Origin of the sequence: Pseudomonas sp. GOM7 (assembly GCF_026723825.1) — a bacterium.
GTDB lineage: Bacteria > Pseudomonadota > Gammaproteobacteria > Pseudomonadales > Pseudomonadaceae > Aquipseudomonas.
Map to the genome: position 1 here is coordinate 729863 of NZ_CP113519.1, position 14255 is coordinate 744117.

At 59.3% G+C, this 14255-nt stretch carries 17 protein-coding genes; all 17 read left to right on the forward strand.

The annotated features are described in order from the left end of the window. The first annotated feature begins 19 nt into the window (after nt 1–19). The 17 genes from rpoC to rplN all read left to right on the forward strand — a co-directional run bounded on the left by rpoC (nt 20) and on the right by rplN (nt 14251). Nucleotides 20–4219: a DNA-directed RNA polymerase subunit beta' gene (rpoC, locus tag OU800_RS03270; protein ID WP_268181149.1), complete on the forward strand. Its 4200-nt coding sequence runs from the start codon at nt 20–22 to the stop codon at nt 4217–4219. A gap of 146 nt (nt 4220–4365) precedes the next feature. After that, a complete protein-coding gene (gene rpsL / locus OU800_RS03275) occupies nt 4366–4737 on the forward strand; it encodes a 30S ribosomal protein S12 (protein ID WP_004373429.1) in 372 nt (123 codons plus the stop codon). A 103-nt stretch (nt 4738–4840) separates the two neighbouring features. Next, nucleotides 4841–5311, forward strand: coding sequence for a 30S ribosomal protein S7 (rpsG, locus tag OU800_RS03280; protein WP_009397350.1), 471 nt, complete (start codon nt 4841–4843; stop codon nt 5309–5311). Nucleotides 5312–5341: 30 nt separating this feature from the next. Continuing rightward, nucleotides 5342–7477: an elongation factor G gene (gene fusA / locus OU800_RS03285; protein ID WP_268181151.1), complete on the forward strand. Its 2136-nt coding sequence runs from the start codon at nt 5342–5344 to the stop codon at nt 7475–7477. A 30-nt stretch (nt 7478–7507) separates the two neighbouring features. Next, nucleotides 7508–8701, forward strand: coding sequence for an elongation factor Tu (tuf, locus tag OU800_RS03290; protein WP_268181140.1), 1194 nt, complete (start codon nt 7508–7510; stop codon nt 8699–8701). A gap of 156 nt (nt 8702–8857) precedes the next feature. Beyond that, complete coding sequence (gene rpsJ / locus OU800_RS03295; protein ID WP_003243886.1) at nt 8858–9169, forward strand: 30S ribosomal protein S10; 312 nt, start codon at nt 8858–8860, stop codon at nt 9167–9169. 83 nt (nt 9170–9252) lie between these two features. Then, nucleotides 9253–9882 carry a 50S ribosomal protein L3 gene (gene rplC / locus OU800_RS03300; RefSeq protein WP_268181153.1) on the forward strand — a complete coding sequence of 210 codons (630 nt, stop codon included), beginning with the start codon at nt 9253–9255 and terminating at the stop codon, nt 9880–9882. A 14-nt stretch (nt 9883–9896) separates the two neighbouring features. After that, on the forward strand, nt 9897–10499 hold the full coding sequence (rplD, locus tag OU800_RS03305; protein WP_268181155.1) for a 50S ribosomal protein L4: 603 nt from the start codon (nt 9897–9899) through the stop codon (nt 10497–10499). After that, nucleotides 10496–10795 carry a 50S ribosomal protein L23 gene (gene rplW / locus OU800_RS03310; RefSeq protein ID WP_268181157.1) on the forward strand — a complete coding sequence of 100 codons (300 nt, stop codon included), beginning with the start codon at nt 10496–10498 and terminating at the stop codon, nt 10793–10795. Before rplD ends, rplW begins: the two co-directional genes overlap by 4 nt. A gap of 14 nt (nt 10796–10809) precedes the next feature. Next, nucleotides 10810–11634, forward strand: coding sequence for a 50S ribosomal protein L2 (gene rplB, locus OU800_RS03315; protein WP_268181158.1), 825 nt, complete (start codon nt 10810–10812; stop codon nt 11632–11634). Nucleotides 11635–11650: 16 nt separating this feature from the next. Further along, entirely contained in the window at nt 11651–11926 is a 276-nt protein-coding gene (rpsS, locus tag OU800_RS03320) for a 30S ribosomal protein S19 (protein ID WP_268181160.1), read from the forward strand. An 11-nt stretch (nt 11927–11937) separates the two neighbouring features. Next, nucleotides 11938–12273, forward strand: coding sequence for a 50S ribosomal protein L22 (gene rplV, locus OU800_RS03325; protein ID WP_159973768.1), 336 nt, complete (start codon nt 11938–11940; stop codon nt 12271–12273). A gap of 13 nt (nt 12274–12286) precedes the next feature. Beyond that, a complete protein-coding gene (rpsC, locus tag OU800_RS03330) occupies nt 12287–12973 on the forward strand; it encodes a 30S ribosomal protein S3 (RefSeq protein WP_003243898.1) in 687 nt (228 codons plus the stop codon). Between the two features lie 12 nt (nt 12974–12985). Next, entirely contained in the window at nt 12986–13399 is a 414-nt protein-coding gene (gene rplP, locus OU800_RS03335; RefSeq protein WP_003243901.1) for a 50S ribosomal protein L16, read from the forward strand. Beyond that, nucleotides 13399–13590 carry a 50S ribosomal protein L29 gene (rpmC, locus tag OU800_RS03340; RefSeq protein WP_268181162.1) on the forward strand — a complete coding sequence of 64 codons (192 nt, stop codon included), beginning with the start codon at nt 13399–13401 and terminating at the stop codon, nt 13588–13590. The genes rplP and rpmC overlap by 1 nt, the downstream gene beginning before the upstream one ends. Nucleotides 13591–13592: 2 nt before the next feature. Beyond that, nucleotides 13593–13859: a 30S ribosomal protein S17 gene (gene rpsQ / locus OU800_RS03345; RefSeq protein WP_268181164.1), complete on the forward strand. Its 267-nt coding sequence runs from the start codon at nt 13593–13595 to the stop codon at nt 13857–13859. 23 nt (nt 13860–13882) lie between these two features. Further along, nucleotides 13883–14251: a 50S ribosomal protein L14 gene (rplN, locus tag OU800_RS03350; RefSeq protein ID WP_003243907.1), complete on the forward strand. Its 369-nt coding sequence runs from the start codon at nt 13883–13885 to the stop codon at nt 14249–14251. The last annotated feature ends 4 nt before the right edge of the window (nt 14252–14255 follow it).

The following is a 14255-nucleotide window of genomic DNA, read 5'->3' on the forward strand; positions in this document are numbered from 1 at the left end:
TCCGCCAGGAGGAAAGGCCTTGAAAGACCTACTGAATTTGCTGAAAAACCAGGGTCAAGTCGAAGAGTTCGACGCCATCCGTATCGGCTTGGCCTCGCCCGAGATGATCCGTTCGTGGTCGTTCGGTGAAGTTAAGAAGCCGGAAACCATCAACTACCGTACCTTCAAGCCCGAGCGCGATGGTCTGTTCTGCGCCAAGATCTTTGGCCCGGTCAAGGACTACGAGTGCCTGTGCGGCAAGTACAAGCGCCTCAAGCACCGTGGCGTGATCTGCGAGAAGTGCGGCGTTGAAGTAGCCCTGGCCAAGGTTCGTCGTGAGCGCATGGCGCACATTGAACTGGCCTCGCCGGTCGCCCACATCTGGTTCCTCAAGTCGCTGCCGAGCCGTATCGGCCTGCTGATGGACATGACCCTGCGTGACATCGAGCGCGTGCTCTACTTCGAGAGCTACGTGGTGATCGATCCGGGCATGACCACCCTGGAAAAAGGCCAGCTACTGAACGACGAGCAGTACTTCGAGGCCCTCGAAGAGTTCGGTGACGACTTCGACGCGCGCATGGGCGCCGAGGCCGTTCGCGAGCTGCTGCACGCCATCGATCTGGATCACGAGATCAGCCGCCTGCGTGAAGAGATTCCGCAGACCAACTCGGAAACCAAGATCAAGAAGCTGTCCAAGCGCCTGAAGCTGATGGAAGCCTTCAAGGACTCCGGCAACCTGCCGGAGTGGATGGTGCTGACCGTTCTGCCGGTGCTGCCGCCGGATCTGCGTCCGCTGGTACCGCTGGACGGTGGCCGCTTCGCGACCTCGGATCTGAACGATCTGTATCGCCGCGTGATCAACCGTAACAACCGTCTCAAGCGCCTGCTCGATCTGTCGGCGCCGGACATCATCGTGCGCAACGAAAAGCGCATGCTGCAGGAAGCGGTCGACGCCCTGCTCGACAACGGCCGTCGCGGTCGCGCCATTACCGGCAGCAACAAGCGTCCGCTGAAGTCGCTGGCCGACATGATCAAGGGTAAGCAAGGTCGCTTCCGTCAGAACCTGCTCGGTAAGCGCGTGGACTACTCTGGTCGTTCCGTGATCACCGTGGGCCCGACCCTGCGCCTGCACCAGTGTGGTCTGCCGAAGAAGATGGCCCTGGAGCTGTTCAAGCCGTTCATTTTCGGCAAGCTGGAAGCCCGTGGCCTGGCCACCACCATCAAGGCGGCCAAGAAGATGGTCGAGCGTGAACTGCCCGAGGTCTGGGACGTTCTCGCCGAAGTCATCCGCGAACACCCCGTGCTGCTCAACCGCGCACCGACCCTGCACCGTCTGGGTATCCAGGCGTTCGAGCCGGTACTGATCGAAGGTAAAGCGATCCAGCTACACCCGCTGGTCTGCGCCGCGTACAACGCCGACTTCGACGGTGACCAGATGGCCGTGCACGTGCCGCTGACCCTGGAAGCCCAGCTCGAAGCACGCGCGCTGATGATGTCCACCAACAACATCCTCTCGCCCGCCAACGGCGAGCCGATCATCGTGCCGTCGCAGGACGTGGTACTGGGTCTGTACTACATGACCCGTGAAGCGGTGAACGCCAAGGGTGAAGGCCGCGTCTTCGCCGACCTGCAGGAAGTCGACCGCGTGTTCCGCGCCGGCGAAGCGTCCCTGCACGCCCGCGTGAAAGTGCGTATCAACGAGACCGTCAAGCAGAAGGACGGCAGCCTGGTGAAGAACACCCGTATCGTCGACACCACCGTCGGCCGCGCGCTGCTGTTCCAGATCGTGCCGGCTGGCCTGTCCTATGACGTGGTCAACCAGTCGATGAAGAAGAAGGCGATCTCCAAGCTGATCAACCAGTGCTACCGCACCGTGGGTCTGAAGGACACCGTCATCTTCGCCGACCAGTTGATGTACACCGGTTTCGCCTACTCCACCATCTCCGGTGTATCGATCGGCGTGAATGACTTCGTCATCCCGGCCGAGAAGGCGCGCATCATCGATGCCGCCACCGAAGAAGTGAAGGAAATCGAATCGCAGTACGCCTCCGGCCTGGTAACCCAGGGCGAGAAGTACAACAAGGTGATCGACCTCTGGTCGAAGGCCAACGACGAAGTGTCCAAGGCGATGATGGCCAACCTCTCGAAAGAGCCGGTGGTCGATCGCGAAGGCAAGACCGTCGAGCAGGAGTCCTTCAACTCCATGTACATGATGGCTGACTCCGGTGCGCGGGGTTCCGCTGCCCAGATTCGTCAGCTAGCCGGTATGCGTGGTCTGATGGCCAAGCCGGACGGCTCCATCATCGAAACGCCGATCACCGCGAACTTCCGCGAAGGTCTGTCGGTACTGCAGTACTTCATCTCCACTCACGGTGCGCGTAAAGGTCTGGCGGATACCGCACTGAAGACCGCGAACTCCGGTTACCTGACTCGTCGTCTGGTCGATGTGGCCCAGGACCTGGTGGTGACCGAGATCGATTGCGGCACCGAGCAGGGTCTGTTGATGACCCCGCACATCGAAGGTGGTGACGTGGTCGAGCCGCTCGGTGAGCGCGTGCTGGGCCGTGTCATCGCCCGTGACGTGCCCAAGCCTGGCAGCGATGAGATCATCGTGCCGGCCGGTACCCTGATCGACGAGAAGTGGGTCGAGTTCATCGAGCTGAACAGCGTCGACGAAGTGGTGGTGCGTTCGCCGATCACCTGCGAAACCCGCTACGGTATCTGCTCCAAGTGCTACGGTCGCGACCTGGCCCGTGGTCACCAGGTGAACATCGGTGAAGCGGTCGGCGTCATCGCTGCCCAGTCCATCGGTGAGCCGGGTACCCAGCTGACCATGCGTACCTTCCACATCGGTGGTGCCGCCAGCCGTACCTCAGCTGCCGACAGCGTGCAGGTGAAGAACGGTGGCGTGGTGCGCCTGCACAACCTCAAGCACGTCGAACGTACCGACGGCGCCCTGGTGGCCGTCTCGCGTTCCGGTGAGCTGGCCATCGCCGACGAATTCGGCCGTGAGCGTGAACGCTACAAGCTGCCTTACGGTGCCGTGATTTCGGTGAAGGAAGGCGACAAGGTCGATGCTGGCGCCATCGTCGCCAAGTGGGATCCGCACACCCACCCGATCGTGACCGAAATGAAGGGTATCGTGACCTTCGTCGGCATGGAGGAGGGCATCACCATCAAGCGTCAGACCGACGAACTGACCGGTCTGACCAACATCGAGGTGATGGATCCGAAGGATCGTCCGGCTTCCGGCAAGGACATCCGTCCGGCGATCAAGATGGTCGACGCCAATGGCAAGGAGCTGCTGCTGCCGGGTACCGACGTTCCCGCTCAGTACTTCCTGCCAGCCAACGCTCTGGTCGGTGTGGCCGACGGTGCGCAGATCGCAGTGGGTGACGTTATCGCCCGTATCCCGCAGGAAACCTCGAAGACCCGCGACATCACCGGTGGTCTGCCGCGCGTTGCCGACCTGTTCGAGGCGCGTCGTCCGAAGGAAGCGTCGATCCTGGCGGAGATCAGCGGCACCATCTCGTTCGGTAAAGAGACCAAGGGCAAGCGCCGTCTGGTCATCACCCCGACCGATGGCAGCGATCCGTATGAGGAGCTGATTCCGAAGTGGCGTCACCTGAACGTGTTTGAAGGCGAACAGGTGAACAAGGGCGAGGTGATCTCCGACGGTCCGAGCGACCCGCACGACATCCTGCGTCTGTTGGGCGTCAGCGCGCTGGCCAAGTACATCGTCAACGAGATCCAGGACGTTTACCGTCTGCAGGGCGTGAAGATCAACGACAAGCACATCGAGACCATCCTGCGTCAGATGCTGCGCAAGGTCGAGATCACCGAAGCCGGCGATTCGTCCTTCATCAAGGGCGATCAGATGGAACTCACCCAGGTGCTGGGCGAGAACGAGCGTCTGGCCGAAGAGGACAAGTTCGTCGCCAAGTACACCCGTGTACTGCTGGGTATCACCAAGGCGTCGCTGTCCACCGAGTCCTTCATCTCGGCGGCCTCCTTCCAGGAAACCACCCGCGTCCTTACCGAGGCGGCGGTTACCGGCAAGCGCGACTACCTGCGTGGTCTGAAAGAGAACGTGGTCGTGGGTCGTCTGATCCCGGCCGGTACCGGTCTGGCCTATCACAGCGAGCGCAAGCGCAAGCGTGATGCCGACAAGCCGGTACGTGTCAGCGCCAGTGAGGTGGAAGCCGCACTGACCGAAGCGCTGAACTCCAGCGGCAATTGAGTCGAAGCCTCGCTGATGCGTCAGCGGGGCTTTGCCTTGACTGGGGGCGTGCGTCTCTTTAGACTCATGCACCCCTAAATTTGGCAGGGCGTTTGGCTCTGCCATCTTTATTTGTGAGCGTCGAAAGACAACAGTGGAGCTAGTAGATGGCAACTATCAACCAGCTGGTACGTCAGCCGCGTAAGCGTATCGTCGAGAAATCCGACGTGCCTGCGCTGCAGAACTGCCCGCAGCGTCGTGGCGTGTGCACCCGCGTGTACACCACCACGCCGAAGAAACCTAACTCGGCACTGCGTAAAGTGTGCCGCGTGCGTCTGACCAACGGCTACGAAGTGTCTTCGTACATCGGCGGTGAAGGCCACAACCTGCAAGAGCACAGCGTCGTGCTGATCCGTGGCGGTCGTGTAAAAGACCTTCCGGGTGTGCGCTACCACACCGTGCGTGGTTCGCTGGATACCTCCGGCGTCAAAGACCGTAAGCAGGGTCGTTCTAAGTACGGTACCAAGCGTCCGAAGTAAGGCCGCTTGATCCTTTTTATCTAGTTGAGTCGATAAGAGTAAGGTCGGGCCGGCTGATGCTGTGAGTCCCGAGCTAACCTGAAGACCGTTTGAGGGCTTATCAATGCCAAGACGTCGTGTAGCAGCAAAGCGTGAGATCCTGGACGATCCGAAATACGGAAGCCAGATCCTCGCCAAATTCATGAACCACGTGATGGAAAGCGGCAAGAAGGCCGTGGCCGAGCGCATCGTTTACGGTGCTCTGGACACTGTCAAGGCGCGCAAGAACAGCGATCCCCTGGAGATCTTCGAGAAAGCTCTCGACGCCATCGCTCCGCTGGTCGAAGTCAAGTCCCGCCGTGTAGGCGGTGCTACCTACCAGGTTCCGGTCGAAGTTCGTCCGTCCCGTCGTAACGCTCTGGCCATGCGCTGGCTGGTGGACTTCGCGCGCAAGCGCGGTGAGAAGTCCATGGCTCTGCGCCTGGCTGGTGAGCTGCTGGATGCTGCTGAAGGCAAAGGCGCTGCTGTCAAGAAGCGTGAAGACGTGCACCGTATGGCCGAGGCCAACAAGGCTTTCTCGCACTACCGCTTCTAATTCCGGCTCCACTAACCTTGCGAGGGCTTTATGGCTCGTAATACAGCAATTAACCGCTACCGTAACATCGGTATCTGCGCGCACGTCGATGCGGGCAAGACCACCACTACCGAGCGGATCCTGTTCTACACAGGCCTGAGCCACAAGATGGGCGAGGTGCATGATGGCGCCGCGACCACCGACTGGATGGTTCAGGAGCAGGAGCGTGGTATCACCATTACTTCTGCTGCGATCACCACCTTCTGGGAAGGTTCGCGTCGCCAGTACGACAAGTACCGCGTAAACGTCATCGATACCCCCGGTCACGTCGACTTCACCATCGAAGTAGAGCGCTCCCTGCGCGTACTCGACGGCGCGGTCGTGGTGTTCTGCGGTACCTCGGGCGTTGAGCCGCAGTCCGAAACCGTATGGCGTCAGGCCAACAAGTACGGTGTTCCGCGTATCGTTTACGTGAACAAGATGGACCGTGCTGGTGCCAACTTCCTGCGTGTCGTCGGTCAGATCAAGAACCGTCTGGGTCACACCCCGGTTCCGATCCAGATCGCCATCGGTGCCGAGGATAACTTCGAGGGTCAGGTCGACCTGATCAAGATGAAGGCCATCTACTGGAACGATGACGACAAGGGTACTACCTACCGTGAGGAAGAGATTCCTGCCGAGCTGGTAGACCTGGCCAACGAATGGCGTTCCAACATGGTCGAGGCGGCTGCCGAGGCCAACGAAGAGCTGATGAACAAGTACCTCGAAGAGGGTGACCTCTCTGCCGAGGACATCAAGGCCGGTCTGCGCGCCCGTACTCTGGCGAGCGAGATCGTTCCGGCTGTCTGCGGTTCCTCGTTCAAGAACAAGGGTGTTCCTCTGGTTCTCGATGCCGTCATCGACTTCCTGCCGGCGCCGACCGAGATTCCTGCGATTCAGGGTATCCACCCGGATCACATCGATCTTGGCGACGAAGCACCGAAGGACGAGCGTCATGCTGACGACAACGAGCCGTTCTCGGCGCTGGCGTTCAAGATCGCGACCGACCCCTTCGTCGGTACCCTGACCTTCGTTCGCGTTTACTCGGGCGTTCTGGAGTCCGGCCAGTCGGTCATCAACTCCGTGAAAGGCAAGAAAGAGCGCGTTGGTCGTATGGTGCAGATGCACGCCAACCAGCGTGACGAGATCAAGGAAGTGCGCGCGGGCGACATCGCTGCTCTGATCGGCATGAAGGACGTCACCACTGGTGACACCCTGTGCGATCCGGACAAGCCGATCGTTCTCGAGCGTATGGACTTCCCGGAGCCCGTAATTCACGTGGCTGTCGAGCCGAAGACCAAGGCTGACCAGGAGAAGATGGGTATCGCGCTGGGCAAGCTGGCCCAGGAAGACCCGTCCTTCCGCGTCAAGACCGACGAAGAGTCCGGCCAGACCATCATCGGTGGTATGGGTGAGCTGCACCTGGACATCCTCGTTGACCGCATGAAGCGCGAGTTCGGCGTCGAGGCCAACATTGGCAAGCCGCAGGTGGCCTACCGCGAAACCATTTCCAAGGACAATGTCGAGATCGAAGGCAAGTTCGTTCGTCAGTCCGGTGGTCGTGGTCAGTTCGGTCATTGCTGGATCCGCTTCTCGACTCCGGACGTGGACGACAAGGGCAACATCACCGAAGGTCTGGTGTTCACCAACGAAGTCGTAGGTGGTGTGGTTCCGAAGGAATACATCCCGGCCATCCAGAAAGGTATCGAAGAGCAGATGAAGAACGGCGTCGTTGCCGGCTATCCGCTGATCGGCCTGAAGGCGACCGTGTTCGATGGTTCCTACCACGACGTCGACTCCAACGAGATGGCGTTCAAGATCGCTGCCTCCATGGCGACCAAGCAACTGGCCCAGAAGGGCGGTGGTAAGGTGCTCGAGCCGATCATGAAGGTGGAAGTGGTGACTCCCGAGGACTACATGGGTGACGTGATGGGTGACCTGAACCGTCGTCGTGGCCTGATCCAGGGTATGGAAGATTCGGTATCCGGTAAGGTTATCCGTGCCGAAGTTCCGCTGGGCGAGATGTTTGGTTACGCTACCGACGTCCGTTCCATGTCCCAGGGTCGCGCCAGCTACTCCATGGAATTCTCCAAATACGCCGAAGCTCCGTCGAACATCGTCGAAGCTCTGGTTAAAAAACAAGGCTAATCCCGCCCTTTAAGTAAGAGGTTTACTGTCGTGGCTAAGGAAAAATTCGAACGTAACAAACCGCACGTCAACGTCGGCACCATCGGTCACGTTGACCACGGTAAGACCACTCTGACCGCTGCTCTGACCCGCGTCTGCTCCGAAGTTTTCGGTTCGGCCAAGGTTGACTTCGACAAGATCGACAGCGCTCCGGAAGAGAAAGCTCGTGGTATCACCATCAACACCGCGCACGTAGAGTACGACTCCAACATTCGTCACTACGCGCACGTTGACTGCCCGGGTCACGCCGACTACGTGAAGAACATGATCACCGGTGCTGCCCAGATGGACGGCGCGATCCTGGTCTGCTCGGCTGCCGACGGCCCCATGCCGCAAACCCGTGAGCACATCCTGCTGTCCCGTCAGGTAGGCGTACCGTACATCGTCGTGTTCCTGAACAAGGCTGATATGGTTGACGACGCTGAGCTGCTGGAACTGGTCGAGATGGAAGTTCGCGACCTGCTGAGCACCTATGACTTCCCGGGTGACGACACTCCGATCATCATCGGTTCCGCGCTGATGGCGCTGAATGGCGAAGACGACAACGAGCTGGGCACCACTGCGGTCAAGAAGCTGGTCGAGACTCTGGATACCTACATCCCTGAGCCGGTTCGTGCCATCGACAAGCCGTTCCTGATGCCGATCGAAGACGTGTTCTCGATCTCCGGCCGCGGCACCGTGGTAACTGGTCGTGTCGAGCGCGGTATCGTCAAGGTTCAGGAAGAGATCGAGATCGTCGGTCTGCGTCCGACCACCAAGACCACCTGCACCGGCGTGGAAATGTTCCGCAAGCTGCTGGACGAAGGTCGTGCTGGCGAGAACTGCGGCGTGCTGCTGCGCGGCACCAAGCGTGATGAAGTCGAGCGTGGTCAGGTACTGGCCAAGCCGGGCACCATCAAGCCGCACACCAAGTTCGAGGCTGAGGTTTACGTGCTGTCCAAGGAAGAAGGTGGTCGTCACACCCCGTTCTTCAAGGGCTACCGTCCGCAGTTCTACTTCCGTACCACTGACGTGACCGGTTCGTGCGAACTGCCGGAAGGCGTTGAGATGGTAATGCCGGGCGACAACATCAAGATGGTTGTCACCCTGATCAAGCCGATCGCCATGGAAGACGGCCTGCGCTTCGCGATTCGCGAAGGTGGTCGTACCGTTGGTGCCGGCGTGGTTGCCAAGATCGTCGAATAATCTCCTCGATCCGCGGTAAGGAAAGGGCCCTTCGGGGCCCTTTTTTATTGAGCTGGTTAAAAGTTGACACCCCCAGGGGGCATCCGTACAATTGCGCCTCCCTCGAGCGGGCGTAGTCCGTCTGTGGGAATTAGCAGCTTGGAATCTGAGGTCAAAATGCAAAACCAACAAATCCGTATTCGGTTGAAGGCTTTTGACCATCGCCTGATCGATCAATCTACCCAGGAAATCGTGGAAACCGCGAAACGTACTGGTGCTCAGGTGCGTGGTCCGATTCCTCTGCCTACTCGTAAGGAGCGGTACACCGTTCTGATCTCTCCGCACGTCAACAAGGACGCGCGCGATCAGTACGAAATCCGCACTCATAAGCGTGTGCTGGACATCGTTCAGCCGACGGACAAAACCGTCGACGCGCTGATGAAGCTCGACCTTGCGGCAGGCGTGGAAGTGCAGATCAGCCTCGGCTAAAACCTGGCGGTTTTAGTCGTGTAACGCTCTGAAATGGGCGGCCATAGCGGGTGAAAGCCCCGTACACTCATGAGGTTTATAACATGACTATTGGTGTAGTCGGTCGTAAGTGCGGCATGACCCGCATTTTCACCGAAGAAGGTGTCTCCATTCCGGTCACGGTCATCGAGATCGAGCCGAATCGCGTCACCCAGTTCAAAAACGAGGAGTCCGATGGCTACCGCGCAGTGCAGGTCACTGTAGGTGAGCGCCGTGCCTCCCGTGTCAGCAAGGCTCAGGCCGGTCACTTCGCCAAGGCGAACGTCGCGGCAGGTCGTACCGTCATGGAGTTCCGTCTTGAAGAAGGCGACTACCAGGCTGGCGATCTGATCAACGCTGAAATATTCCAAGCTGGTCAACTGGTGGATGTCACTGGTCAGTCCAAAGGTAAAGGCTTCGCCGGTACCATCAAGCGTTGGAACTTCCGCGGCCAAGACAACACTCACGGCAACTCCGTGTCCCACCGTGTTCCGGGTTCCATTGGCCAGTGCCAGACCCCGGGTCGCGTATTCAAGGGCAAGAAGATGTCCGGTCACCTGGGTGCCGAGCGCGTTACCGTTCAGTCCCTGGAAGTCGTGCGCGTAGACGCCGAGCGTAACCTGCTGCTGGTCAAGGGTGCCGTTCCTGGCGCTACTGGCGGCGACGTTATCGTTCGTCCGGCTGTCAAGGCGTAAGGGGAGAATCTGAGATGCAATTGAATGTAAATGGCGCTCAGGCGATCGAAGTGTCCGATGCGACCTTCGGTGGCGAGTTCAATGAGACCCTGGTTCACCAAGCAGTCGTAGCCTACATGGCTGGCGGCCGTCAGGGCACCAAAGGCCAGAAGTCCCGTTCCGACGTTTCCGGTGGCGGCAAGCGCCCCTGGCGTCAGAAGGGCACCGGTCGTGCCCGTGCCGGTACCACCCGTGGTCCGATCTGGCGTGGCGGTGGTGTGACCTTCGCAGCGTCCACCCGCAACCACGAGCAAAAGCTGAACAAGAAGATGTACCGCGCTGCCCTGCGCTCCATCCTTGCTGAGCTGGTGCGTACCGATCGTCTGGTCGTGGTCGAAGACTTCGCCGTCGAGGCTCCGAAGACCAAGGCGCTGCTGAGCAAGCTCAACGGCCTGGGCCTGAACGACGTGCTGATCGTTTCCGATGCCGTCGACGAGAACCTGTACCTGGCTGCCCGCAACCTGCCGCACGTCGACGTACGTGACGTCCAGGGTTCTGATCCGGTCAGCCTGATCGCGTACGAAAAGGTGCTGGTCACCGTTTCGGCCGTGAAGAAATTCGAGGAGCTGCTGGGATGAACCAGGAACGCGTATTCAAAGTGCTGCTTGGCCCGCACGTCTCCGAGAAGGCCACGACGCTGGCTGACAAGCAAGGTCAGTTCGTTTTCAAAGTCGCTACCGATGCGACCAAGCTGGAAATCAAGAAGGCCGTCGAAAGCCTGTTCAACGTGAAGGTTCAGCGCGTTACTACCCAGAATGTTCTGGGCAAGAGCAAGCGCACCGCTCGCGGTCTGGGCAAGCGTAACGACTGGAAGAAGGCAGTTATCTCCCTTCAGCCGGGCCAAGATCTCGATTTCACCAGCAGTGCTGAGTAAGGAAGGGGTGCATCATGGCAATCGTTAAATGCAAACCGACTTCCGCTGGCCGCCGTTTTGTGGTCAAGGTGGTCAATCAGGAGCTGCACAAAGGCGCTCCTTATGCTCCGCTGCTGGCGAAGAAGTCGAAATCCGGTGGTCGTAACAACAACGGCCGCATCACCACCCGTCATATCGGTGGTGGTCACAAGCAGCATTACCGTCTGGTCGACTTCCGTCGCAACGACAAGGATGGCATCCCTGCCACCGTCGAGCGCGTGGAATACGATCCGAACCGTACTGCTCACATCGCTCTGCTGAAGTACGCCGACGGTGAGCGTCGCTACATCATCGCCCCGAAAGGCGTGGTAGCTGGCGATCAACTGGTTGCGGGCATCATGGCCCCGATCAAGCCGGGCAACAGCCTGCAGCTGCGCAACATTCCGGTGGGTTCGACCGTTCACGGTATCGAGCTGAAGCCGGGCAAGGGTGCTCAGATCGCTCGCTCCGCTGGAGCTTCCGCTCAGCTAATCGCTCGTGAAGGTGCTTATGTGACCCTGCGTCTGCGCTCCGGCGAGATGCGTAAAGTCCTGGCCGAGTGCCGTGCGACCCTGGGCGAAGTCTCGAACTCCGAGCACAGCCTGCGTTCGCTGGGTAAAGCCGGTGCCAAACGCTGGCGTGGCGTTCGTCCGACCGTTCGTGGTGTTGCCATGAACCCGGTAGATCACCCGCACGGTGGTGGTGAAGGTCGTACCTCCGGTGGTCGTCATCCGGTGTCGCCATGGGGCTTCCCGACCAAGGGCGCGAAGACCCGTGCTAACAAGCGCACCGACAACATGATCGTCCGTCGTCGCAAGTAAATAGAGGGATACGACAGTGCCACGTTCTCTGAAAAAAGGTCCTTTTATCGATCTTCACCTACTGAAGAAGGTCGAGGCGGCGGTGGAAAAGAACGATCGCAAGCCGGTTAAAACCTGGTCGCGCCGTTCCATGATCCTGCCGCAGATGGTCGGTCTGACCATCGCTGTGCATAACGGTCGTCAACATGTCCCGGTTCTCGTGAACGAAGACATGGTCGGCCACAAACTCGGCGAATTTGCTGCCACTCGTACCTACCGTGGTCACGTGGCAGACAAAAAAGCCAAGCGCTAAGGGGTTAGGAAATGACTGAAGTAGCCGCTAAGTTGTCGGGCGCTCGCATCTCCGCCCAGAAAGCCCGCTTGGTCGCTGACCAGATCCGCGGGAAGAAGGTGGGCGAAGCGCTCAACCTCCTGGCTTTCAGCAACAAGAAAGCCGCCGAGATCATGAAGAAGGTGCTGGAGTCGGCCGTGGCCAACGCCGAGCACAACGAAGGCGCAGACGTTGATGACCTGAAGGTCAGCACCGTTTTCGTCAACGAAGGGCGTTCGCTTAAGCGCATCATGCCGCGTGCCAAAGGCCGTGCTGATCGCATCGTCAAGCGGTCTTGCCATATCACTGTCAAGGTTGCGGACAAGTAACGGAGTCGATCAGATGGGTCAGAAAGTACATCCCGTTGGCATCCGCCTGGGAATCGTCAAGGATCACACCTCGGTCTGGTACGCAGACGGTCGCAATTATGCCGACTATCTGAATGCCGACCTGAAGGTTCGTGCATACCTGCAAGACAAACTAAAAAGCGCGTCCGTTAGCCGTATCGACATCGCTCGCCCGGCTCAAACCGCACGCATCACCATCCACACCGCTCGTCCCGGCATCGTGATCGGCAAGAAAGGTGAAGATGTTGAGAAGCTGCGTCAGGACCTGACCAAGCAAATGGGTGTGCCGGTGCACATCAATATCGAAGAGATCCGCAAGCCGGAGCTCGACGGTATGCTGGTTGCGCAGAGCGTAGCTCAGCAGCTGGAGCGTCGTGTGATGTTCCGTCGCGCCATGAAGCGCGCTGTACAGAACGCCATGCGCATTGGTGCCAAGGGCATCAAGATCCAGGTGAGTGGTCGTCTCGGCGGCGCTGAAATCGCCCGTACCGAGTGGTATCGCGAAGGTCGTGTGCCCCTGCACACCCTGCGTGCCGACATCGATTACGCCACCTACGAAGCGCACACCACCTACGGTGTGATCGGCGTCAAGGTTTGGATCTTCAAGGGTGAGGTCATCGGTGGCCGCACTGAAGAGCTGAAGCCGCAAGCGCCCGCTCCTCGTAAAGCTGCCAAGAAATAAGGAGTACGCATCATGTTGCAACCAAAGCGTACGAAGTTCCGCAAGCAGATGACCGGCCACAACCGTGGTCTGGCTCAGCGCGGTAGCAAAGTGAGCTTCGGCGAATTCGCGCTGAAGTCCGTTGCCCGCGGTCGTCTCACCGCTCGTCAGATCGAGTCCGCTCGTCGTGCTCTGACCCGTCACGTTAAGCGTGGCGGCAAGATCTGGATCCGCGTCTTCCCGGACAAGCCGGTTACCAAGAAGCCTCTCGAGGTGCGTATGGGTAAAGGTAAGGGTGGCGTCGAGTACTGGGTAGCCCAGATCCAACCGGGCAAGGTCCTGTACGAGATCGAAGGCGTATCCGAAGAGTTGGCGCGCGAGGCTTTCGCCCTGGCTGCTGCAAAGCTGCCGCTCGCCACCACCTTTGTTAAGCGGACGGTGATGTGATGAAAGCGACCGAACTTCGTGAAAAAAGCGCGCAACAGCTGAACGAGCAACTGCTCGGCCTGCTGCGCGACCAGTTCAATCTGCGTATGCAGAAGGCGACTGGCCAACTGGGGCAGACTCACCTGCTCTCGCAAGTGAAGCGCGACATCGCTCGCGTCAAGACTGTCCTCAGCCAGCAGGCAGGTAAGTAATCATGGCCGAAGTTGAAAAAACAGTCCGTACGCTGACCGGCCGTGTTGTCAGCGACAAGATGGACAAGACCATCACCGTTCTGATCGAGCGTCGCGTCAAGCACCCGATTTACGGTAAATACGTCAAGCGTTCGACCAAGCTGCACGCTCACGACGAAAACAACCAGTGCAAGATCGGCGATTTCGTCTCCATCCGTGAGACCCGCCCGCAGTCCAAGACCAAGTCCTGGGCCCTGGTTGAAGTCGTTGAACGCGCAGTCGAAGTCTAAGGGCTAGGGGTCGGAGAAATTTTATGATTCAGACTCAATCCATGCTCGATGTGGCTGACAACAGTGGTGCACGTCGTGTGATGTGCATCAAGGTGCTGGGCGGCTCCCATCGTCGCTACGCCGGCATCGGCGACATCATCAAGGTCACCGTCAAGGAAGCAATTCCGCGCGGCAAGGTGAAGAAAGGTCAGGTCATGACCGCAGTGGTCGTTCGTACCCGTCACGGCGTTCGCCGTGCCGACGGTTCGATCATCCGCTTCGACGGCAACGCTGCTGTTCTGCTGAACAACAAGCAAGAGCCGATCGGTACCCGTATTTTCGGGCCAGTGACCCGTGAACTGCGTTCCGAGAAGTTCATGAAGATCGTCTCGCTCGCCCCTGAAGTGCTTTAAGGAG

Bases quoted from the DNA above. Each gene is read 5' to 3' on its own strand.
- rpsL (WP_004373429.1), top strand. From the start codon at position 4,366: ATGGCAACTATCAACCAGCTGGTACGTCAGCCGCGTAAGCGTATCGTC.
- rpsG (WP_009397350.1), top strand. From the start codon at position 4,841: ATGCCAAGACGTCGTGTAGCAGCAAAGCGTGAGATCCTGGACGATCCG.
- fusA (WP_268181151.1), top strand. From the start codon at position 5,342: ATGGCTCGTAATACAGCAATTAACCGCTACCGTAACATCGGTATCTGC.
- rpsJ (WP_003243886.1), top strand. From the start codon at position 8,858: ATGCAAAACCAACAAATCCGTATTCGGTTGAAGGCTTTTGACCATCGC.
- rplC (WP_268181153.1), top strand. From the start codon at position 9,253: ATGACTATTGGTGTAGTCGGTCGTAAGTGCGGCATGACCCGCATTTTC.
- rplD (WP_268181155.1), top strand. From the start codon at position 9,897: ATGCAATTGAATGTAAATGGCGCTCAGGCGATCGAAGTGTCCGATGCG.
- rplW (WP_268181157.1), top strand. From the start codon at position 10,496: ATGAACCAGGAACGCGTATTCAAAGTGCTGCTTGGCCCGCACGTCTCC.
- rplB (WP_268181158.1), top strand. From the start codon at position 10,810: ATGGCAATCGTTAAATGCAAACCGACTTCCGCTGGCCGCCGTTTTGTG.
- rplV (WP_159973768.1), top strand. From the start codon at position 11,938: ATGACTGAAGTAGCCGCTAAGTTGTCGGGCGCTCGCATCTCCGCCCAG.
- rpsC (WP_003243898.1), top strand. From the start codon at position 12,287: ATGGGTCAGAAAGTACATCCCGTTGGCATCCGCCTGGGAATCGTCAAG.
- rplP (WP_003243901.1), top strand. From the start codon at position 12,986: ATGTTGCAACCAAAGCGTACGAAGTTCCGCAAGCAGATGACCGGCCAC.
- rpmC (WP_268181162.1), top strand. From the start codon at position 13,399: ATGAAAGCGACCGAACTTCGTGAAAAAAGCGCGCAACAGCTGAACGAG.
- rpsQ (WP_268181164.1), top strand. From the start codon at position 13,593: ATGGCCGAAGTTGAAAAAACAGTCCGTACGCTGACCGGCCGTGTTGTC.
- rplN (WP_003243907.1), top strand. From the start codon at position 13,883: ATGATTCAGACTCAATCCATGCTCGATGTGGCTGACAACAGTGGTGCA.